This is a genomic window from Corynebacterium spheniscorum, assembly GCF_900113445.1.
Taxonomy (GTDB): Bacteria; Actinomycetota; Actinomycetes; order Mycobacteriales; family Mycobacteriaceae; genus Corynebacterium; species Corynebacterium spheniscorum.
In genome coordinates, this window is record NZ_FOPJ01000008.1 from 15,513 (window position 1) to 32,674 (window position 17,162).

A 17,162-nucleotide genomic window follows, 5' to 3' on the forward strand; every position below is an offset into this window, starting at 1 on the left:
TATTAAAGCGCTTCATGGAATGTGCTCCCTTATTGCTGCACTGCATTATGTATTCGCGGGGGCCTGATGCGAGGAAAATTTTTGGGCGGTAGTTTAGGGCTCCCCGGGCTAGCTGGGAAGGGGCTGGCAGCGCCTCCTGTCAGCTAGGAATGCTTGTGATGCGGGCTGGCAAAAGGCTGGCAACTATGCCCTGGGAACTGCACTTATGGGGTGTGATCCTTAAAGTGGTAGGCAGTTGCAATTATGTTAGCGTTGGTGCTCAACGACCATTGACACTTCATCTGCTGATACCCGATAAACCACGGCAGCTAGATAAACCCCCACAGCAAATTACTCTGGGGGTCTATTTCTAGTGTGCACGGTTATTTGGGGTGCGCATTTCCTATCCCTGCGAGACTAAGAAAAGCCTAATATCCTCCATATCATGCCCATTCAGGAATCAACCCACACCCAATGGCACCCCATCCCACACAACAAGGAAGAAGTCGCCCGACTCTTCCTCCCCGATAGTCCGCGCTCTACCTTCAACCTCATTGCCTTGCCGCTACTGCCCACCGTGGGGGCGTTGCTGGTTTATAGCGCGGTCTTCAACAAACCCAGCGGTGGTTTCGGTGGAGCGATGGTGGTGCTCTTCCTCAGTGTGCTGGGGATGATGGCGCAATTTTTTATTAGCAGCCAAGTAGGTTCGGCGGCCGCAAAAATTTCGAGGAACCCGTGGTGGCTAAAAGCTGCCCACGGTGTGGTTGCGGTGCTCACCATGTGGGTGCCTTATAGCTTGGTTTTTCCTGGTGGCGTACACGCCCTCAGCGCGGCCGTGGCGGCGGTGATGATTGAAGCAGTGTTTTTGTGCTGGCTTTTTCGCTGAAGCTAAACAACAACCCCCTGTGGGGGCGGATCAGATACGTTCGCTGCGGCCGAAGATATAGAGTCCCACGCCAACACAGCAACTAATGATAAGCACACTGGTGATGCAGGGCCACAAGATACGTTCAGCTTCCGCGCCGCGGGCTAAAGCTAGGGCAGTGGAGGCAAGGCCGGTGGGTAGATAGTGCAAGGCGCGCACCCACATTCCGCCTAGGGCTAAAAGCACATAGACGGCGAGCCTACTCCTGCTGACGCCATCATAAGTCCATAATCCCGATGTCCTCAAAGAACGCGACGCAGAAGGCGTGCCCGTCATCTTTTCCTCGCACCAACTCGACCTGGTGGAGCGGCTTTGTGACCGCGTCGGCAGTATCCGCGAAGGCCACATGGTCGCCAGCGATACCATCCCCAACCTGCGACAACAAGATCAACAGGTCATCGATATCCGCCTCCTCAACGCGTTGCCCGGCTGGACGCAGCATCTCCCCGCCGCCATCACCACACCCCACGGAGGCCACCATGCATGATGTACTTCTGATCGCTCGCAGAGAGTTCGAAGTCAGGTTCTTCAAAAACGCGCCGACCTCCATTGCGGTGACCATCCTGCTCACCATCGGGGGAATGTTCTTCATCACCTGGCTCAGCAAAACGCCGACGCCCCACCGTGCACCTCGGCACCCCCTTCCGCAGGGAAGCAAGCTCGTCAGAATCTAAAATGCGACGTTCTGCAACGGGGTGCACTGAAATTGGCCAAAAGTTCAAGCTCAGCCACTAAGGCTGGACCCTAAACTCTCTTCCAGATGCGCCCTCCTGCGAGGACGAGCGCTCTTCATTCGGTAAGTCCTTGGCTTTTGGGGTGAGCAGAACTGATAGTAAGCAGCCGATGCCCACAATCACCGCGATTTTTACTGCCCAGAGGGATTCGCCACTAATCCAGCCAATGACAGCAACTACGCTGATTACGGCGAGCGCACTGAGTAGGAACTTTTCCTTGTTCATATCTTGACCCTCCTCTTTACTATCCGCGAATGGCATTAAGGTCACACGTCGCGTATCCACTAAGGCCAACTACAGCAGCACCTTCTCCTAAGGCTTTCGCGATCGTGCTAACACCAGTTGCATACGGAATCCCTGCAGCAGTGATTCCTGCCAAGCATTTAGCCCACGCTCGATTCTGAGAAGCTTGGGCATTCGAAATTCCGAACTCAGGCGGCAAACCGACACACCCTGCCCCTGCTGGATATCCTGCGGCATGACAGTCCGCGGCACCGGCTACCAACAAGCAAGGTCGTTGACACCAGTGAGATCGCTACAAGAGACTCCTTCTTAGTGATTGAAGTGTTCTGGGTTTTGTTCCTAGGTATTTATCTTGTGTGTGATTGTCCCAGAGGGCTTGGCGTGAACCCCAAACGATGCTTCGACCTTGATGGGGTTTTGTAGTCTAACGAGGCATGCAGCCTCGAGAACGCCGCCCAGACACCATTTTAGCGGTTTTCATTTGCTTGTGAAGTACGTAGGTTGTGGGCGCGCTGGCGATGCCGGCGGATGATCTGTTTTTGCGGAGGGTCTGCTGCAGCTTGGGTGCCATCGCCTTTTATGGGGGGTGTGTGCTGAGGCAACTGGTGGGGTTGGCGGAGTGATGGTGGTGCTCTTTTTAACCCTGGTGGGGATGCTGGCCCAATTCTTTGCGGCCAGCCAGGTTAATGCACTGGCCCCGAAATTCTCCCGGAGCCAATCCATGCACATGTTGGTGGCAATAGTGGCTATGGCCTTGCCTTATAGTTTGGCTTTCCGCGGTGTGTTTGCGACCTTAGGCAGCGCGGGGCGATCGCGGTGGTAATTGAAGTGGTGTTTTTAAAGCTGCTCTATCTTAGGCGGCGCTGACTACGCCCAGGGTGTTTAGATGCGCTCATTTCGGCCAAAAATGTAGAGGCCGGCACCAGCGCAACACAGGGTGATTGCCGTAGCGCTGACACATGGCCAGAGGATATGTTCGGCCGCAGCACCTTGGGCGATGCTTAAACCACTGGTGGCTAAAGCGGTGGGTAGGTAATGCGAAGCGCTGACCCACAGGCCACCTAAAGCCATCAGCACGTAGATGAGGAAACCTACCCCAGCTGAGGCCATCATGTTCTTCCATATCGCTGCAGCTAGAGCGATGAATCCGAGGATCACCAGGAAGCTTAAGCACCACAGCGCAGTACCGGCAGCAAGCTGGCCATTAAAGGGAGTATCGGGGAATATGAGCTTGGTGACTGCCCAGGTGCTGCGGCTGCCGAGGGCGGTGGCTAGTACAAGCAGCACAGTGATACGTAGAAAGTGCGCGAGGAAATAGGCTGAGCGCCCAATATTGCGGCTGAGGATGAAGGCTGCTTGCCCACCAAGGGAATATGCGGAGCTGAGGTAGTTCGCCACAATGACTATCGCAGTGAAGCTAAAAAGCTGGGTGAGGTTATTGAACCACTGCCCATAGGCTTCCTGCCAGGAAGGTTCCGGCATAGTGGCGGCAACTAAATCTTTGGTGGCCGCGTCAGCGAAGGTATTGATGAGATCGGGGAGGTATTTTGCGGTAAGTGGGGAAAGCACCGCTAAGAATATGGCGATGAGGACCAGTGCCCAGCTGCTTAAAAAGCGGGGGAGGAAGCGAAGCACATGGGTGAGCAGGAGCTTAAAGCCTTGGAAATGCGAGCCTGCGGTAGGCCGCTGCTGGGTTGCCAGGGTCATGCTGAGGTCCTTTCGCCTTGCGTGAGGTGGGTATAAAGGTGCTGTAAATCCGCGGATAAGCGCTGGCACTGCACGGTGTGGATACCTGCATCTTTGAGTGCCGTCATGATGATGTGCTCAGCTTCGCCCACGATCTCGGAGGGAGCTCGAAGCTGGAGTGTGCTGGTTGGGGGAGTGAAGCGATCGAGGAGTTCCGGTAGGGAACCTTGGGCTAGTAGCCGGCCGCTGTCGAGGATTCCGACATGTGTGCAGACCTGTTGGACATCGCCAAGTAGGTGTGAGGAGAAGAAGACGGTGGCGTGATCGCGCAGGTCACGGATAAGGGCGAGGACATCGGCGCGGCCGAGCGGGTCGAGTGCGGAGGTGGGTTCGTCGAGGATGATGAGTTGAGGTGCGCCGATAAGTGTGGAGGCGATGCCGAGGCGTTGTTTCATGCCGCGGGAGAAGCCACCGATTTTATTGTGCGTGTTTTTTAGTCCCACGAGTTCGAGGAGGCCGCTGGCGCGATCGGCGGCGAGATCTGCTGGGACGCCGGAGATTTGGCCGAGGAAGATGAGGGTTTCGCGGGCAGTCATCCAGGGATTAAGCGCTGGAACATCCGGAAGATAGGCCACCCCGGCGGTGGGTTGTGGTGGCAGGGTTCCACGTGAAACCCCCAGGATGCGCGCACTACCGGCGGTGGCGGCGCTTAAGCCTAGAAGGATGCGGATGGTGGTGGTTTTGCCGGCACCATTAGCGCCGATGAAGCCATAGATGCTGCCGGTGGGGACCGCTAAGTTGAGGTCCTGGAGGACGACGTGGTGGTGGAAAGACTTGCTGAGATTGTGGGTGCTGATCACAAGTGCGGTGTCGGTGGTGGTCTCAGGGTGGGGCATGCTTAATTCCTGGGGTGCCCGTAGAGATCCTCAATCACCGAGCTGGTAGGAGTGTGAGCTGTGGTGTCGGGATGAGGGGTAGAAAGCTCGGTGGCGTGGCGGCGTTGTTCGCGCAGATTCTTTTTAGCTACCAGGACGACTGCTAGCACCACCAGGGCGCCGAGAACATTGCCGAAAACCAGCACCAAGCCCCAGATCAATTTGGAGGCGCCTTGGAGCTGGGGTTCTGGGTAGCGGATGAGCGCTAGCAGGGTGTAGATAAATAGCGCGGCGTAGAGCACCGCGATGGCGATAAGTGCCCACAAAGCACCTTGGCTTAGCTCGCTGAGCTCGAAGGGTAATTCGGTGTGGATTCCGGGCCTCATGAACCGATCACATTCTTTCTTTCACTTTCCAAAACGCGTTGGAGATTGTTGAGCGCGGACTTCACGGTGCCCACGCAGGTGCCGATCATCACCAGGGGCAGGGCTACTTGGCCGGCAAGGAGTGGCCAGGCAGGTTTATCTGGGGAATGCGTGCTTTGATGCATGGCTCCGAGGACACCAAGGATGAGACATTGCAGGCTCAAAGCATTGGCGCTGGCCATCACCGTGGGGCCGGAGTTTTCGCGCTGGGTTTCAAGGCGATGCCATAAGGCAGTGGCATAGGAGAAGGCCATGGGCAGGGCCAGTGCTTTAGTGCTGGTGCTAAAGCGATCTGGGCGCCACTTTTTGCCCCAGTGGCTAGCAACCGGGCCGCGGTGGCGGTAAATGCTTAAAGCCAGCACCGTGTTGATGGCGGTGAGTACTACCGGACCGTTTTCCAAGGCAGTGTGGGTGCTTTGGGGGATGTATTCTTCTAAGTCCGGGATGGAATCATCGGGGCGAATAAAACCGCAGCGAACAGCGAGCGCCCCGAGGTTGAGGTCCCATCCGAGGCCGGCGTTGCGGGGGATGAAAAGGGCGGGGTTTTCAGGATCGAAGTTTCTTTGGCGGACCTCTTCGGAGGTGATGGCGCCAACCCCGAAGGGCACGCCTAGGAGGTAGCGTTGGCCGTTTTCATCAGTTCGAAGAAATGGGGGCAGGGGCATGGCTGTCCTCGGAGAATTCGGTGGTGCTGGGCTGCGCTTCGGTAGCTGCGGTGGGAGCTTCTGCGCCTGGAGCTTCTGCGCTTGGGAAGAGGAGTTCGTTCATGACCTCCACGAGTTCCACCCATTCGGCCTTGAGATCGCGTAAACGTTGGGTGCCTGCCCAGCTCAATGTGTAGATTTTCCGGGGTGGGCCGACGGGGGATTCTTCCCACGCATGCTCGATGAGCCCCAGCTTTTTTAGGCGGGTAAGTAGTGGGTAGAGGGTGCCGGCGCTGAGTTCGAGTGGGCAGCGTTCGAGCAGCTCTGCGCCATAGGCGGGTTCGCGTTGTAATTCTGCGAGAATCAGGAGCTCAAGATAGCCTTTACGCAGCATCGGTTCATGGCTATGAGCTGAGGTATTCCTCGAGTAATGCATGAGCGTCTCCTGGGGTGGTGGTTAGCAACAACCGGGTACTATGCATTGCATGATAGCAGTCTGGAATGAGGGTTGCTAGCGCGGTTTCGGTGGGGCGTGGAGGGGGCTTATGCGTGGAAAAGTTTGTAACGGTTGCCACTAAGGGTTTGCGAATGGCGTTCACAGATGTCTAAGGTGAGCCTATGGTTAATTCTGGTGTGCTGGTTGAGCATGCCCAGGTCCAACTTGAGGACGCTCCTGGGAGAAAGATGCGATGGCCGATTTTTCGGTTAGATCCACGAACCACCATCTTGATGGTCCTTGCCATTAACTTGGTGGCTTTTACCACGGCTTCCACGGAATTAGTGCTGGCTTGTGCGGCGCTTACCGCGGTCTTTGTATATGCGGTGGCGAAGCCGAAGCATTGCTTGTGGTGGACCCTGGCCTTAGTGGTCTTCCTCTTCTGTTGGCTAGCGGTACCCACGCTTGCACCAGCACGCTGGTCCTTCCTTCTTAGCTACGGGGCTTATTGGTTCGTGCGTTTTTCCTTAGCTGCTGGGTGGGGAATCTTTGCGGCTAGTTCCTTGCGGGTCCCCGATGTCGCCGCAGTACTTACCCGCATGCGCGCCCCACAGTGGATCCATGTGCCGACCCTGGTGATGTTGCGATTCTTTCCCGTGGCCATCGCGGAGCTTCGCGCCATCTCGGAGGCCATGGTGCTACGTGGGCTGAAACCCGGTGCCGGTGGACTGGTATTACACCCGCTAAAAACCGGGGAATTAATGATGATTCCCTTCTTGGCCTCTAGTGCCCGTATTGCAGATGAGCTGTCCGCAGCAGCCTTGATTAAGGGCGTGGGTATTGAGAAGAACCGCACTAGCATTGTGAACCTGAAATTTAGGATCGGCGATGCCATTGCGATTGGCTGCTTAGTTGCCATGCTGGTGTGGAAGCTGGTGGAACTACTATGAGTGACTCCACTATGGGAGGCGCGCAGCCGCAGGATGAGCGCATCCGGGTGAGCTTAAAAAACGTTGATTATTACTACCGCGGTGACTTCGACGAGGAAGTCGATGCTGCGGCGGAAGCTATAGAAAGAAGCCACTTAGGCTGCATTAATGACATCAACTTTGAGGTCCGCAGCGGTGAAATCGTGGTGTTATGCGGCGCTAGCGGTAGCGGTAAATCCACCGTGATCCGCACCATTAATGGCTTGGCCACGAAATTCCACCAAGGTGTATTGAAGGGCACCGTCACGGTCAATGGCCAAGATATGGCCACTGTGGAACTCAATGATGTGTGCCGACTATCAGCCACCGTCTTTCAAAACCCCCGCACCCAATTCTTCACCACCGATGTGCGCAGCGAAATGGCGTTGCCTTTGGAAAATATTGGGATGGATCCGCAGATCATCTGCCAGAAAATCGCGGATGTAACTGCTAAAACCAAGCTGCAGTGGGCCTTAGACCGCCAACTATCTGGGCTATCCGGTGGCCAATTACAAAGAGTGGCCTGCGCCTGTGCGCTGTGTATGGATGTGCCGGTGATTCTTTTTGATGAACCCACCAGCAACCTGGATGTGGAATCCATTGAAGAATTCGCGGTCTTACTCAGAGAACTGAAAGAGGCTGGCGCGGCCATTATTGTGGCAGAACACCGCCTGCACTTCTTAGCTGGTCTGGCAGATACCGTGTACCGCTTAGAAGCAGGAAGGATCGTCGAAACCTTCAGCGGCGAAGAATTCTTTGCACTCAGCAGCCAAGAATGTCGCGAACGTGGATTAAGGGCACGCACCCTGCCGAACCCACAATTACCGACACCGCCGATGAGCGGCGAAGGTTTGGTGGCTGAGAATGTCCGATTTTCCTATGGGGACACCACGATCCTTGATATTGACAAGGTGAGCTTCCCAGCTGGGGCCATCACCATCTTGTCTGGCCCTAATGGGGCGGGGAAGACCACCTTTGCGCGAGTGATCTGCGGATTAGCGAAACCAGAGTCTGGGGCAATTTTCCGGCTGAATGGGAAAGCCATGAGCAGCAGCAAGAGGAATCACAGCTGCGCCATTGTGATGCAGGATGCCAGGCGACAACTCTTCTCGGAAAGTGTTTATGAAGAAGTGCGCTTGGGGCAGGAAAAAATTTGTGATGAGGAAACCGCCAAGCAGTTGCTGAAGCGACTGGACCTGGAGGTGTGCGCGGAGGCGCATCCGCTTGCGACCTCTGGCGGGCAGCAACAACGACTGGTTATTGCTGCGGCTTTGGGAAGTAAACGCAAAGTGGTGATTTTCGATGAACCCACCTCAGGGGTGGACTATCGACAACTCAACCGCATCGGCAGCTTGCTGCGGGAACTCGCGGATTCCAGGGCGGTGGTCATCGTGATTACCCATGACCGTGAATTCATGGCCGAATGCGGGGACTACGAGTTCGCTATTCCCAAACTCCTCGGCGTAGGCGGACATCAGGACAGCCAGAACCTGATGCCCTCAAAGCCGAGCAGAACCTAAAAAGACATGGCTCACCCCAAACTCCATATCTTTTCTAGACCCCCGCTTGATGCTGATGTTCCTTAACTCAGTATTGAGCCACTAAGCAGCAGAAAGGCTGTGACTAAGCCATGAAATCCAAACTCAGCACGCGCGACCTCATTAATATCGGCGTGTTTACCGTCATCTACGTCATCATCTTCTTCGGACTGGGAATGCTCGGCATCTTCAGCCCCCAAATGATGCTGGTGGGCTTCGCCGCAGCCATCCTCCTTAACGGCTATGTGTTCATCTTGTTGCTAGCGCGCTCTCCGAAGATGTTCACGCTCACCATCTTGGGGCTTTTATCCGGCATCGTCATGGTGCTCACCGGTCACCCATGGTTTTTGGTGATCACCACCCCGGTATTGGGCCTCATTGCTGACTTCATTGCCACCAGCGGTGGGACAGCCAAGCGCTTGGAACCCAAGCGAGCAATGCTGGCCTATGCAGTCTTCACCCTGTGGTATATCTTCCCGCTGCTACCGATGTTCTTTGCGGCAGATGACTACTTCGGCAAAATCGAAGCAGAAATGAGCGTGGAATACGCAGATAGCATGCGCGAACTCTTCACGGTGCCGGTATTCGCAGGTTGGTGTGTTGCGATCTTCATTCTTGGCCTTGCCGGTGGCTGGCTGGGTGTGAAGGCCTGGAGTAAGCACTTTAAGCGCGCCGGTTTGAGTAGCTAGAAGGCTCCGTTGAGGTTGTGGGGTGTGCGCACTGTGATGTGCACCCCACAACGTTAAACAAAGCGTAGGCTCGCCTAAACTAAAGTCATGTTTAGGAAGCTTACGACCCGCGACCTCATTAATGCGGGTATCTTCACCCTGATTTACCTCGCCGTTTTCGCCGTCATTGACCTAATCGGCGTGGGCGGGGTGTATTTGATGTTCATTGGCTGGTTCCTGCCTATTTTGCTCAATGGCATTGTCGTCATTCTTTATATCTCCCGGGTCCCGAAGATCGGGGCGATGACAATTTTAAGCTTCTTTATGGGCCTGGGCTTTGGATTGGCCTATGGGCTCTACACCTTCATCGGCTCGGTGATCTTAGGGTTCATCGCTGATGTGGTGGCTACCAACGCTGGTAAAGAAACAAAACTACAACCAGCTCGCGCCATCTTGGGCTACGCCATCTTGTCGATGATCACTGCACTGCCGATTGCCTCAGTACTGTGGCACTCCGATATTTATTTCAACGCTGTGAGCAGCTCGGTGGACCAGCAATTCTCTGATCAACTAAGAGAACTTTTAAGCCCCATGGTGGTGCTTGCTGCCATCGGGGCGCTCTTTGTGGTGGCACTGATCGGCGGTTGGATTGGAGTGAAGGCGTGGCGGAAACACTTCCGCAGAGCCGGACTGGCCGGATAGCAGAACGAGACTGTGTGCCTGGCGAGCTCAAGTAGTTACTCGGCTGCTGGTTATAGTGGGAGATGACGTGAGTGTCGTAGCCGCAGACTAAAAGAAAAGGGGTCCAAGTGGAGCGTCCGAGAGTGGGCAATAAAACGGGCCCCAAACCGCAACTATCGGCCAATGATATTGCCGAGTGCGCCCTGAAAATAGGGGTGGACAATTTCACCATCGGACAGGTGGCAAAGGAACTCGGGGTGGTTCCTTCCGCGGTTTATCGCCACGTAGAAAGCCGCGAAGATATTGTTATCCGCGCTTTTATTAGGGCCGGCCGACAATTACAACAAGTGCCCACAGATTTAAGCTGGCAAGGCATTCTGCGCTGGATGGCCGATGATATGTGGCGACTCTTTGACCGCTACCCAGGGTTAGCGCCAGCGATCTTCACCACCCCAGGTGCACATATTGGTGTGCAGAAATATTTCGATGATGTAGTCACAGCACTCATGGATGCGGACTTCCCAGGGGATCGCGGCCGAGCGCTCTTTGCCATGGATATGGTGGGCGATTCGGTGACCGTATCGAGGGTGTTCCATGAGCACCTCACCTCCGTGGGAGAAGACGGCATGACTGGTTTGGAGCGCGCAAAGAAAATTTTCCAAACCCGCACCTATGTGCCCGCGAATATCAAGCTGGCCTTCGCGCCGGAAGAATCCTGGATGGCTCGGGATGGGTTGAATGTGCAGTTGGAGTTCATTATTGAAGCCCTGGAAGTGATTCCACCACGCCCGGAATACTCGCGTTACTAATAAATCCTGGAAGGCGCGGCAAACGGGGGAAGAATGCCGGGCCTGCAGCAATTTTTGTGTGCGGGGGAGCGCCCGATCTCGAGGGAAGCTCTGAGAAGGAAAGAATGAGGCTTAGGCGATCTCGTTGATGCGCAGCTGCAGGCCTTCGGGGTCGGTGAGGATGAGGTGGCGGCCGTAGTCCTCGCTGTGGATGGTGCCGGGCTGGAAACCCGCGGCCTGCACCTTTTCTTGGAAGGATTCCAGGGAATCAGTGGTTTCGAAGGAAAGCTCGAAAGCGGGGGAGTTCTCGCCCTCCTGCTGGGGGTGGAGAGCGAAGGAACCGCCGGCGGCTTCGAGTTCGCGCCAGACGGGGGGAGGACGTCTGCTCATTGAGGGTGAGGCCGAGGGCAGCGTAGAACTTTTCGGCCTGCGGGAGGTCGCCGCAGTAGCGAATAGAGAGGAGTTTCATGAAGGGACCTTTCTTTGTAGGTGGTGGGGGATGATTGTACTCCGAAGGTAATAGATTTCTTGTGAATTGAGTAACTATTTTCTTTGGGTGATGAGGTAGAGGGCGGCGAGGAGGGGGAGAGTGGCGCAGCCGGCGATGACGGTGGTGGCCGCGGGGTGGTGGCGGAAGTTCTTATAGTGGAAAAGAAGTTCGCGCATGAGTTTCCGGGGTCCTTCGCTGCCGCCTCACCCTCTTTTTGAGGGTGACTTAAAAAATTATTGGGATTATTGTGCGGGATTTGGCGGCGATCGAACAGATGTTGAGGGTATGGCGTGTTTTTGGGAATCCATCGGAGCGGTTAGTGTGCGAAGGTTATTAGGGCTGATGTGTTGAAGGTTGCGGGTGTGTGATCTTCCTTGTGTTGAACGTTTTTACCTTGGAAGGGATGTTAGGCTCACCTGCATATAGTTTTGCTGGCATAAAAGACCTCGGATGTGGTGTTTGAGCTGGGTTTTTGAGTTGGTGGCCTGGTCAGTGCTCCGGAACTCGCGAGGTTGCGGTTCTTAATACTCGTTCATAGAAGGAAGGTGTGGCGGTATGGGTTTTTGGGTCATGGTTTTATGCGCAGTGGCCGCGATAGTTCTGGTGGTAAGCGGCCTTCGCAAGCGTGAGGATCCCAAGGTTGCGTGGTCCGCGATTGGGCTGGGTGTTGTGTTAGCGATTGTGGCGGTTGTGTTGGGCTACCCGAAGTGACACTGCCCGCGGCAAGTGTCGGGGTGGTGGCGATCGGGGCGCTGGCGGGGCTGGTTGATCTCTCACGCGCATAGGCGTTGCGCAGCTCTTTGGAACCCGCCCATCGCGGCAGAATACAACAGGCTTCTGGATTCGTTGCTGGTGTGGACGGGGCTTGAGGGAGGCTCTCGCCTCATACGTCCTCGACGGCGGACGAATCCGGATGGGTGGGCGATCAGTCGCGCGTCGGCGTGCGGTGCCTAATCCAGGAGGGGTGAGGAGAGCCCTGACCTATTTTTAATGCGATGCGCGAGTATTGATCTATATTGAAATCAATCGTTCAGCCCGTCTCGACCTTTGATCGGGAGTGGGCTGGATCTCTTTTAGTAGTGGGGGTGGGTATGCATTTTGTTCACTAACCCGACAGCTACGGCCAATTAAGAACAAGGACCGGTTCTGGACTGCTGCCGAAGTAGGCAGCGGAACCGGTCATATTGCTAAGGAGCGTGACACACTCCGCCTAGCCCTTGGCCCCAACAACCCTCCGGCTCAGTACTAGTAATACGGGGCAATCTAGTTATCTTTTAGCCGTGCAGTAGGCCCCAGTTGCAGGCGTGCAGGGGTCTTTTGGCCACGCCTCTAGAATGCCTACTGTTCATGTACACTATGAACAGTAGGAGGTGCTGATGGACATCATCGTGAGCAATGCGAGTTCACAGCCGATCTATGCCCAAATCAAAGATCAGCTTAAAGCTGCGATCATGAACGGGCAGCTGTCTGAAGGTGAAAAGTTACCCTCAATTCGCAGGTTGGCATCCCAGCTCAGGGTGTCTGTCATCACGACGAAGCGTGCTTATGACGAGCTGGAAGTTGAAGGCTTTATCAACACGATGCAAGGGCGCGGCAGTTTCGTGGCATCGAAAAATATCGATCTGTTGAAGGAAGCGCATCGCCAAAAAGTAGAAGATCAGTTGCGAGCTGCTCTGGAATTGGCTGCTGCTGCGGGGCTGTCTCTCCAAGATTTAAAGGATCTGATCGATTTGTTAGGAGCAGCAGATGAATAGTATCGCTATCTCGGGGCTGATGAAGTCATACCCGAGCTTCACTCTCGGCCCGATAGACTTTAATGTCCCGCAGGGGGCCATTGTTGGTTTTGTAGGCGAGAATGGTGCAGGTAAGTCCACCACTCTGCGTCTGATTCTCGGTCTGGCAATCCCGGACGCTGGAAACATTAGCGTGCTGGGTGAACGTGCTGATCTCAGTAACCCGGCTCCGCGTGAGCGCATCGGGGTTGTCTTCGACGACATTAGCCTGCCGGGTAGTTTCACCGTCGCGAATGCCAACCGGTTCGGCAAGCGACTCTATAAACAATGGGATGAAAGAACCTTCGCTGATTACTGTCAGCGCTTTAACCTACCGACAAGCAAGAAAATCAGCGAGCTTTCGCGTGGCATGCGCATGAAATTGGGATTAGCGACGGCACTTTCACACGAAGCCGAGTTACTGATTTTCGACGAAGCCACCAGTGGCCTTGACCCGGTAATTCGTGACGAAATACTCGACATCATGCTCGAGTTCATCCAGGACCCCTCGCATTCGATCCTCTTTTCTTCCCATATTGTCTCCGATATCGATAAGGCCGCCGACTACATCGCCTTCATTCACGAGGGCAAGCTTAAGTTCATGGAGCAAAAGGATGAGCTCCTCGACTCCTGGCGGTTGGTCTCGCTAACCAACGACCAAGCTGACCAGGTTGAACCCACTCAGGTGTTAGGGCGACGTCGCCATGACTTTGGTCAAGAGCTCATCATCCGCTCTGAAGCCGTACCTGCCCGGGCTCAAGCGAGTAGACCAACCGTCGAAGACATCATGGTCTACACCATTAAAGGAGAACATCGATGAAAGCCGTGCTCTACAAGGACTTCACCGTCAACCGCAACTACCTGCTCATCCTCGCAGTAATCACCCTTGTATTGAGCGGGCTGAGCATTTACATGCGCGAGCCGGTCATCTTCCTTTTCCTCTTCGCCATGATCGGCCTGCTGTACTTCACCGCGGTCTTCGCTCGTGATGCTGAATCGAACGTCAACCGTACTCTCCTTGCTGGCCCAATCACTAAAACTCTGCTCGTCAACGCCAACTACCTTGCCCTCGTGATCCTGGGGGTAGTGGCGTTCGTTGTCTCTGGCATCGTGGTGACCGTGATGACATCAATGCCCTGGCAAGATGCCGTGTTCTTTGCTAGCGGATCATTCACCATCACGCTATTACTGAGCATCATCCAATTACCACTGTTCTACAAATTTGGCCCCGACAAAGCCAGACTCTTTTATATCGCAGTCTTCATCCTCGTCTTCGCGGGCTCCCAATTCCTCGGTGATCACAAAGACAGTCTCTATGAATGGGTTGCACAGATCCTCACCCTTCCAGCACTCGCCAACGCGGGCATCCTCCTAGGAAGCACCCTTGTGCTCGCGGTCATTTCGCTGGTAGCGAGTAGAGCAATCATGGCACAGAAAGAATTCTAACCACCACCAAACTTGCCAAAAGAGGCACAAGGCAACAGTCTGCGTCCGCCATTACACACTCTCACCGGCTGCATTGTTTGCACCTCTGATGGCACGGTCGAGGACCATGATGGAGGGCTCATATCGCGGAAGCTTTGTCCGAAGGACACGATGGTAAAACCAAGCCCTTCGAAGTTTTGGCTCATTTGAACGACTCTCCACCTTTCGTAGGCGATCCCCCGGATGGTGAATCGGTCTAAGAGTAGGTTCAAAAAGAAGGTATGGCGGTATGGGTTCTTGGCGTGGTTTTCTGCGCGGTGGACGCGATAGCTTTGGTGGTGATCGGGCTGGATCTCTTTCAGCGGTGGGGGATGGGCACACATTTTGTCCATTAACCCGAAAGCTACGCCTGATTAAGAGCAAGGACCGGCCCTGGGCTCCTACCGAAGTAGGCAGCGGAACCGGTCATGTTGCTAAGAAGCATAACAAACTCCGCCCAGTCCTTAGACACAACAATCCTCCTGGTCAGTACCAGTAATACGGGCCAATCTAGTCGCTTACCCGGGCAACGGACCCGTACGCCGAGCGGTAGCGGAGGCTACAAGCCTATGGCAGAATGCGATCAACCCAAGGAAGGAGACTAAGATGCCTGACTTTTCTTGGACTATGTTCGGGTTAATATTCGTGCTGGTTCTCGCAGTCACACTCACCTTGATGAGGGTGATGCCTAAAATAAAGGCCAATCGCGAGCAATCACGAAAGCATGACGGGGGTGGCGGGTCGGCCGAAACAGCCGAATCCAGTCGGAATCATCATCTCGACTGACAACCCGTTGCCCGTCCACTAATCAAGAGAAAGATATTCCAGAGCTCATTGCATAGCTCTAACGTGCACGGCCACAGGTGCCGATTGACACTGTGGCGCTCGAGAACAGATTATGTGCACACAGCTAGGTGAAAGCAGGAGAAACCGAAAGTTGGAGACACCGAGCCTTGCCTCGCGCTGCACCAAGATCCTCGGCTTTCTGAGCCTGATCATTCTCGTTTGGCTAGCTCGGCTAGGTTTTGACGCAGCTATGGCCCATCACCACGGGAATTGTTTGAGCGTCTTTTTCGATACCAACGTCTTTAGCACCAACTTCGGTTTTAGAACCTCGGAGTACACCTGCTCCTAGGTTTCCTTGAGAGCTAACGACGGGCTTCGAGGGAAGGGTAGTAGATATCGGGGGCCCGCTCCGGACCCCAAACCATCCCCTAGCGGCTGTTGCACAACTTTTCCTCTAACGCAGCCGACCATAATCTGAAGAGCCGTCAATGCCGCGAAGAATCGGTACACCCCGACTCACTGCCTTTCGCATCTCTCATTGACGCCGTGCACAGTGGTATTGAGCTGTACCATCTACGTATCAACCTTCAACCAATGTGGAGATCATAAACATTGTTCTGGGCATTCGGTGCCGTAGCAGTCAATTTTCTTGTTGCGGGTGTTCTGTTGTTTATGCTGGGTGTGCGCTCCCGCGATGGACTGGCCCTGAGTAGCTTGTGGGGCATACGTACGAAGCGGACGATGGTTGACGCAGAGACGTTCGCCAAAGCCAATCGAGCCATCTGGCGTAGCTACATATTTCAGGGGTACGTGTCTGTTATCTCCGGTATCGCTACCCTCGTTGTAGGACTGGTGAATGACGAAGCTTATGTACTCCTGGTCATTATCGCTCTCGGCAGCGCCCTAGCTATCCTCACATCGACAATCTCCGGGTACTTCAAAGCACACCGGAGCATTCGATAACCCCCGAGACCCCGTCATAATCCTAAGAGCCCTTTTTATGCATGACACCCCGCCAGAATCCGAAGAGCCTGCTTAATGGCATGGGTCGAACTTCTTCCCTAGCCATAATGGTCGTACAAATGGAGCCGATGACGGGAATCGAACCCGCGTATTCAGCTTGGGAAGCTGATGTTCTACCATTGAACTACATCGGCGCAGGTCACAACGGTTATGTTGGATAACTATCCGGTGCAACACACTGCTAAGGGATTCTAGCACTATTACCTAGCCTGCCCGCAACACCCCTGCCCCGCGTTCTTAGTTAGTGCATAGATGACCGTATGCTGGGGGGCGTGCTTCTCTCAGATCGTGATATTAGGGCCGCCATCGAGTCCGGCGAGCTGGGGATTGATCCTTTCGATCCAGCTTTGATTCAGCCGTCGAGCGTGGATGTGCGGATGGACCGTTTCTTCCGGGTGTTCAATAACTCCAAGTACACCCACATTGATCCCAAGCAAGAAATGGATGAACTCACCAGCCTCGTTGAGGTAGAAGAAGATGAGTCCTTCGTCTTGCATCCCGGTGAATTCGTGTTGGCCTCCACCTTGGAGCGCTTCACCTTGCCACCGCACCTAGCAGGACGCCTAGAAGGTAAATCCTCCCTCGGGCGCCTTGGGCTGCTCACGCACTCCACTGCTGGATTCATTGATCCTGGTTTTGATGGCTACATCACCTTAGAGCTATCCAATGTCGCTAATCTGCCGATCGTGCTCTATCCCGGCATGAAGGTCGGTCAGCTCGCACTCTTTGGCATGTCCTCGCCAGCAGAGGTTCCCTATGGTTCCTCCGCACTTGGTTCCAAGTATCAAGGACAGCGCGGTCCCACGCCCTCCAAGGCGTACCTGAACTTCCGCGATTCTTAAGCTCCAAGAACCAAGCTCCCACGTTTGAGTACCTCCCACGAGGTGGCCGCCTCTAAGCACTATCCACCGCGTGCGGGGTGTACTCATCCAATGTATTATGTGACCAGCACTTTCTGCTCCTATGTCACCCCCTACAATCCGCCCATTTAGTGATTTTCCGAGGCTAACTATATCGAAGTGAGGGTTGGTGGCAAT

General features: G+C 54.8%; 24 protein-coding genes and 1 tRNA gene. 15 read left to right on the plus strand and 10 right to left on the minus strand.

The features are described from left to right. Positions 1–424 precede the first annotated feature (424 nt). The gene (locus BMZ01_RS06975; RefSeq protein ID WP_092285866.1) at positions 425–865 is read left to right on the plus strand and encodes a hypothetical protein; all 441 of its coding nucleotides are present in this window, start codon (positions 425–427) and stop codon (positions 863–865) included. Positions 866–895: 30 nt separating this feature from the next. Here BMZ01_RS06975 and BMZ01_RS06980 read toward each other — a convergent pair whose 3' ends face one another. Then, complete coding sequence (locus BMZ01_RS06980; protein WP_143067460.1) at positions 896–1,180, minus strand: hypothetical protein; 285 nt, start codon at positions 1,178–1,180, stop codon at positions 896–898. Between BMZ01_RS06980 and BMZ01_RS11545 the strand changes: the two genes are divergently transcribed. Beyond that, positions 1,170–1,391 (plus strand): hypothetical protein, encoded by a 222-nt coding sequence (locus tag BMZ01_RS11545; protein ID WP_092285870.1) that lies wholly within the window; start codon positions 1,170–1,172, stop codon positions 1,389–1,391. The genes BMZ01_RS06980 and BMZ01_RS11545 overlap by 11 nt on opposite strands. Then, on the plus strand, positions 1,384–1,578 hold the full coding sequence (locus tag BMZ01_RS06990) for a hypothetical protein (RefSeq protein WP_092285872.1): 195 nt from the start codon (positions 1,384–1,386) through the stop codon (positions 1,576–1,578). Before BMZ01_RS11545 ends, BMZ01_RS06990 begins: the two co-directional genes overlap by 8 nt. A 57-nt stretch (positions 1,579–1,635) precedes the next feature. On the opposite strand, the gene BMZ01_RS06995 is transcribed toward BMZ01_RS06990, so the two are convergent. Continuing rightward, a complete protein-coding gene (locus tag BMZ01_RS06995) occupies positions 1,636–1,863 on the minus strand; it encodes a hypothetical protein (protein WP_143067461.1) in 228 nt (75 codons plus the stop codon). A 604-nt stretch (positions 1,864–2,467) separates the two neighbouring features. Here BMZ01_RS06995 and BMZ01_RS07000 point away from each other — a divergent pair. Then, positions 2,468–2,704, plus strand: a complete 237-nt coding sequence (locus BMZ01_RS07000; RefSeq protein ID WP_143067462.1) for a hypothetical protein — start codon at positions 2,468–2,470, stop codon at positions 2,702–2,704. A gap of 59 nt (positions 2,705–2,763) precedes the next feature. On the opposite strand, the gene BMZ01_RS07005 is transcribed toward BMZ01_RS07000, so the two are convergent. Genes BMZ01_RS07005 through BMZ01_RS07025 form a run of 5 tightly spaced genes read right to left on the minus strand, consistent with a single transcriptional unit; the run spans position 2,764 to position 5,947 of the window. After that, complete coding sequence (locus BMZ01_RS07005) at positions 2,764–3,588, minus strand: hypothetical protein (RefSeq protein WP_092285877.1); 825 nt, start codon at positions 3,586–3,588, stop codon at positions 2,764–2,766. After that, the gene (locus BMZ01_RS07010; protein WP_092285879.1) at positions 3,585–4,463 is read right to left on the minus strand and encodes an ABC transporter ATP-binding protein; all 879 of its coding nucleotides are present in this window, start codon (positions 4,461–4,463) and stop codon (positions 3,585–3,587) included. Before BMZ01_RS07010 ends, BMZ01_RS07005 begins: the two co-directional genes overlap by 4 nt. Positions 4,464–4,465: 2 nt before the next feature. After that, on the minus strand, positions 4,466–4,828 hold the full coding sequence (locus BMZ01_RS07015) for a hypothetical protein (RefSeq protein WP_092285881.1): 363 nt from the start codon (positions 4,826–4,828) through the stop codon (positions 4,466–4,468). Then, positions 4,825–5,532: a DUF5808 domain-containing protein gene (locus BMZ01_RS07020; RefSeq protein WP_092285883.1), complete on the minus strand. Its 708-nt coding sequence runs from the start codon at positions 5,530–5,532 to the stop codon at positions 4,825–4,827. Before BMZ01_RS07020 ends, BMZ01_RS07015 begins: the two co-directional genes overlap by 4 nt. Further along, positions 5,504–5,947 carry a PadR family transcriptional regulator gene (locus BMZ01_RS07025; protein WP_092285885.1) on the minus strand — a complete coding sequence of 148 codons (444 nt, stop codon included), beginning with the start codon at positions 5,945–5,947 and terminating at the stop codon, positions 5,504–5,506. Before BMZ01_RS07025 ends, BMZ01_RS07020 begins: the two co-directional genes overlap by 29 nt. Positions 5,948–6,129: 182 nt before the next feature. Between BMZ01_RS07025 and BMZ01_RS07030 the strand changes: the two genes are divergently transcribed. The 5 genes from BMZ01_RS07030 to BMZ01_RS07050 all read left to right on the plus strand — a co-directional run bounded on the left by BMZ01_RS07030 (position 6,130) and on the right by BMZ01_RS07050 (position 10,611). Continuing rightward, positions 6,130–6,897, plus strand: a complete 768-nt coding sequence (locus BMZ01_RS07030; RefSeq protein WP_143067463.1) for an energy-coupling factor transporter transmembrane component T — start codon at positions 6,130–6,132, stop codon at positions 6,895–6,897. Then, on the plus strand, positions 6,894–8,435 hold the full coding sequence (locus BMZ01_RS07035) for an ABC transporter ATP-binding protein (RefSeq protein ID WP_223845972.1): 1,542 nt from the start codon (positions 6,894–6,896) through the stop codon (positions 8,433–8,435). Before BMZ01_RS07030 ends, BMZ01_RS07035 begins: the two co-directional genes overlap by 4 nt. A gap of 110 nt (positions 8,436–8,545) precedes the next feature. Further along, positions 8,546–9,142: an MptD family putative ECF transporter S component gene (locus BMZ01_RS07040; RefSeq protein ID WP_092285887.1), complete on the plus strand. Its 597-nt coding sequence runs from the start codon at positions 8,546–8,548 to the stop codon at positions 9,140–9,142. A gap of 87 nt (positions 9,143–9,229) precedes the next feature. After that, positions 9,230–9,823, plus strand: a complete 594-nt coding sequence (locus BMZ01_RS07045; RefSeq protein WP_092285889.1) for an MptD family putative ECF transporter S component — start codon at positions 9,230–9,232, stop codon at positions 9,821–9,823. Positions 9,824–9,930: 107 nt separating this feature from the next. Further along, positions 9,931–10,611 (plus strand): TetR/AcrR family transcriptional regulator, encoded by a 681-nt coding sequence (locus tag BMZ01_RS07050; RefSeq protein ID WP_143067464.1) that lies wholly within the window; start codon positions 9,931–9,933, stop codon positions 10,609–10,611. Between the two features lie 111 nt (positions 10,612–10,722). Here BMZ01_RS07050 and BMZ01_RS07055 read toward each other — a convergent pair whose 3' ends face one another. After that, positions 10,723–10,980, minus strand: coding sequence for a VOC family protein (locus tag BMZ01_RS07055; protein ID WP_092285893.1), 258 nt, complete (start codon positions 10,978–10,980; stop codon positions 10,723–10,725). 153 nt (positions 10,981–11,133) lie between these two features. Beyond that, positions 11,134–11,256 (minus strand): hypothetical protein, encoded by a 123-nt coding sequence (locus BMZ01_RS11470; protein WP_263364370.1) that lies wholly within the window; start codon positions 11,254–11,256, stop codon positions 11,134–11,136. Positions 11,257–11,635: 379 nt separating this feature from the next. On the opposite strand from BMZ01_RS11470, the gene BMZ01_RS11175 reads away from it, so the two are divergent. The 5 genes from BMZ01_RS11175 to BMZ01_RS11550 all read left to right on the plus strand — a co-directional run bounded on the left by BMZ01_RS11175 (position 11,636) and on the right by BMZ01_RS11550 (position 16,065). Beyond that, positions 11,636–11,791 (plus strand): hypothetical protein, encoded by a 156-nt coding sequence (locus BMZ01_RS11175; RefSeq protein ID WP_177180102.1) that lies wholly within the window; start codon positions 11,636–11,638, stop codon positions 11,789–11,791. Positions 11,792–12,456: 665 nt separating this feature from the next. After that, positions 12,457–12,834, plus strand: coding sequence for a GntR family transcriptional regulator (locus tag BMZ01_RS07060; RefSeq protein ID WP_092285895.1), 378 nt, complete (start codon positions 12,457–12,459; stop codon positions 12,832–12,834). Beyond that, a complete protein-coding gene (locus BMZ01_RS07065) occupies positions 12,827–13,672 on the plus strand; it encodes an ABC transporter ATP-binding protein (RefSeq protein WP_092285897.1) in 846 nt (281 codons plus the stop codon). Before BMZ01_RS07060 ends, BMZ01_RS07065 begins: the two co-directional genes overlap by 8 nt. After that, complete coding sequence (locus BMZ01_RS07070) at positions 13,669–14,298, plus strand: ABC-2 transporter permease (protein WP_092285899.1); 630 nt, start codon at positions 13,669–13,671, stop codon at positions 14,296–14,298. The genes BMZ01_RS07065 and BMZ01_RS07070 overlap by 4 nt, the downstream gene beginning before the upstream one ends. A 1,476-nt stretch (positions 14,299–15,774) precedes the next feature. Beyond that, positions 15,775–16,065 (plus strand): SdpI family protein, encoded by a 291-nt coding sequence (locus BMZ01_RS11550; protein WP_223845975.1) that lies wholly within the window; start codon positions 15,775–15,777, stop codon positions 16,063–16,065. Between the two features lie 120 nt (positions 16,066–16,185). Here BMZ01_RS11550 and BMZ01_RS07085 read toward each other — a convergent pair. Beyond that, positions 16,186–16,259 (minus strand) — tRNA-Gly (locus tag BMZ01_RS07085). A gap of 138 nt (positions 16,260–16,397) precedes the next feature. On the opposite strand from BMZ01_RS07085, the gene dcd reads away from it, so the two are divergent. Continuing rightward, a complete protein-coding gene (dcd, locus tag BMZ01_RS07090; protein WP_092286016.1) occupies positions 16,398–16,967 on the plus strand; it encodes a dCTP deaminase in 570 nt (189 codons plus the stop codon). Positions 16,968–17,162: the final 195 nt, after the last annotated feature.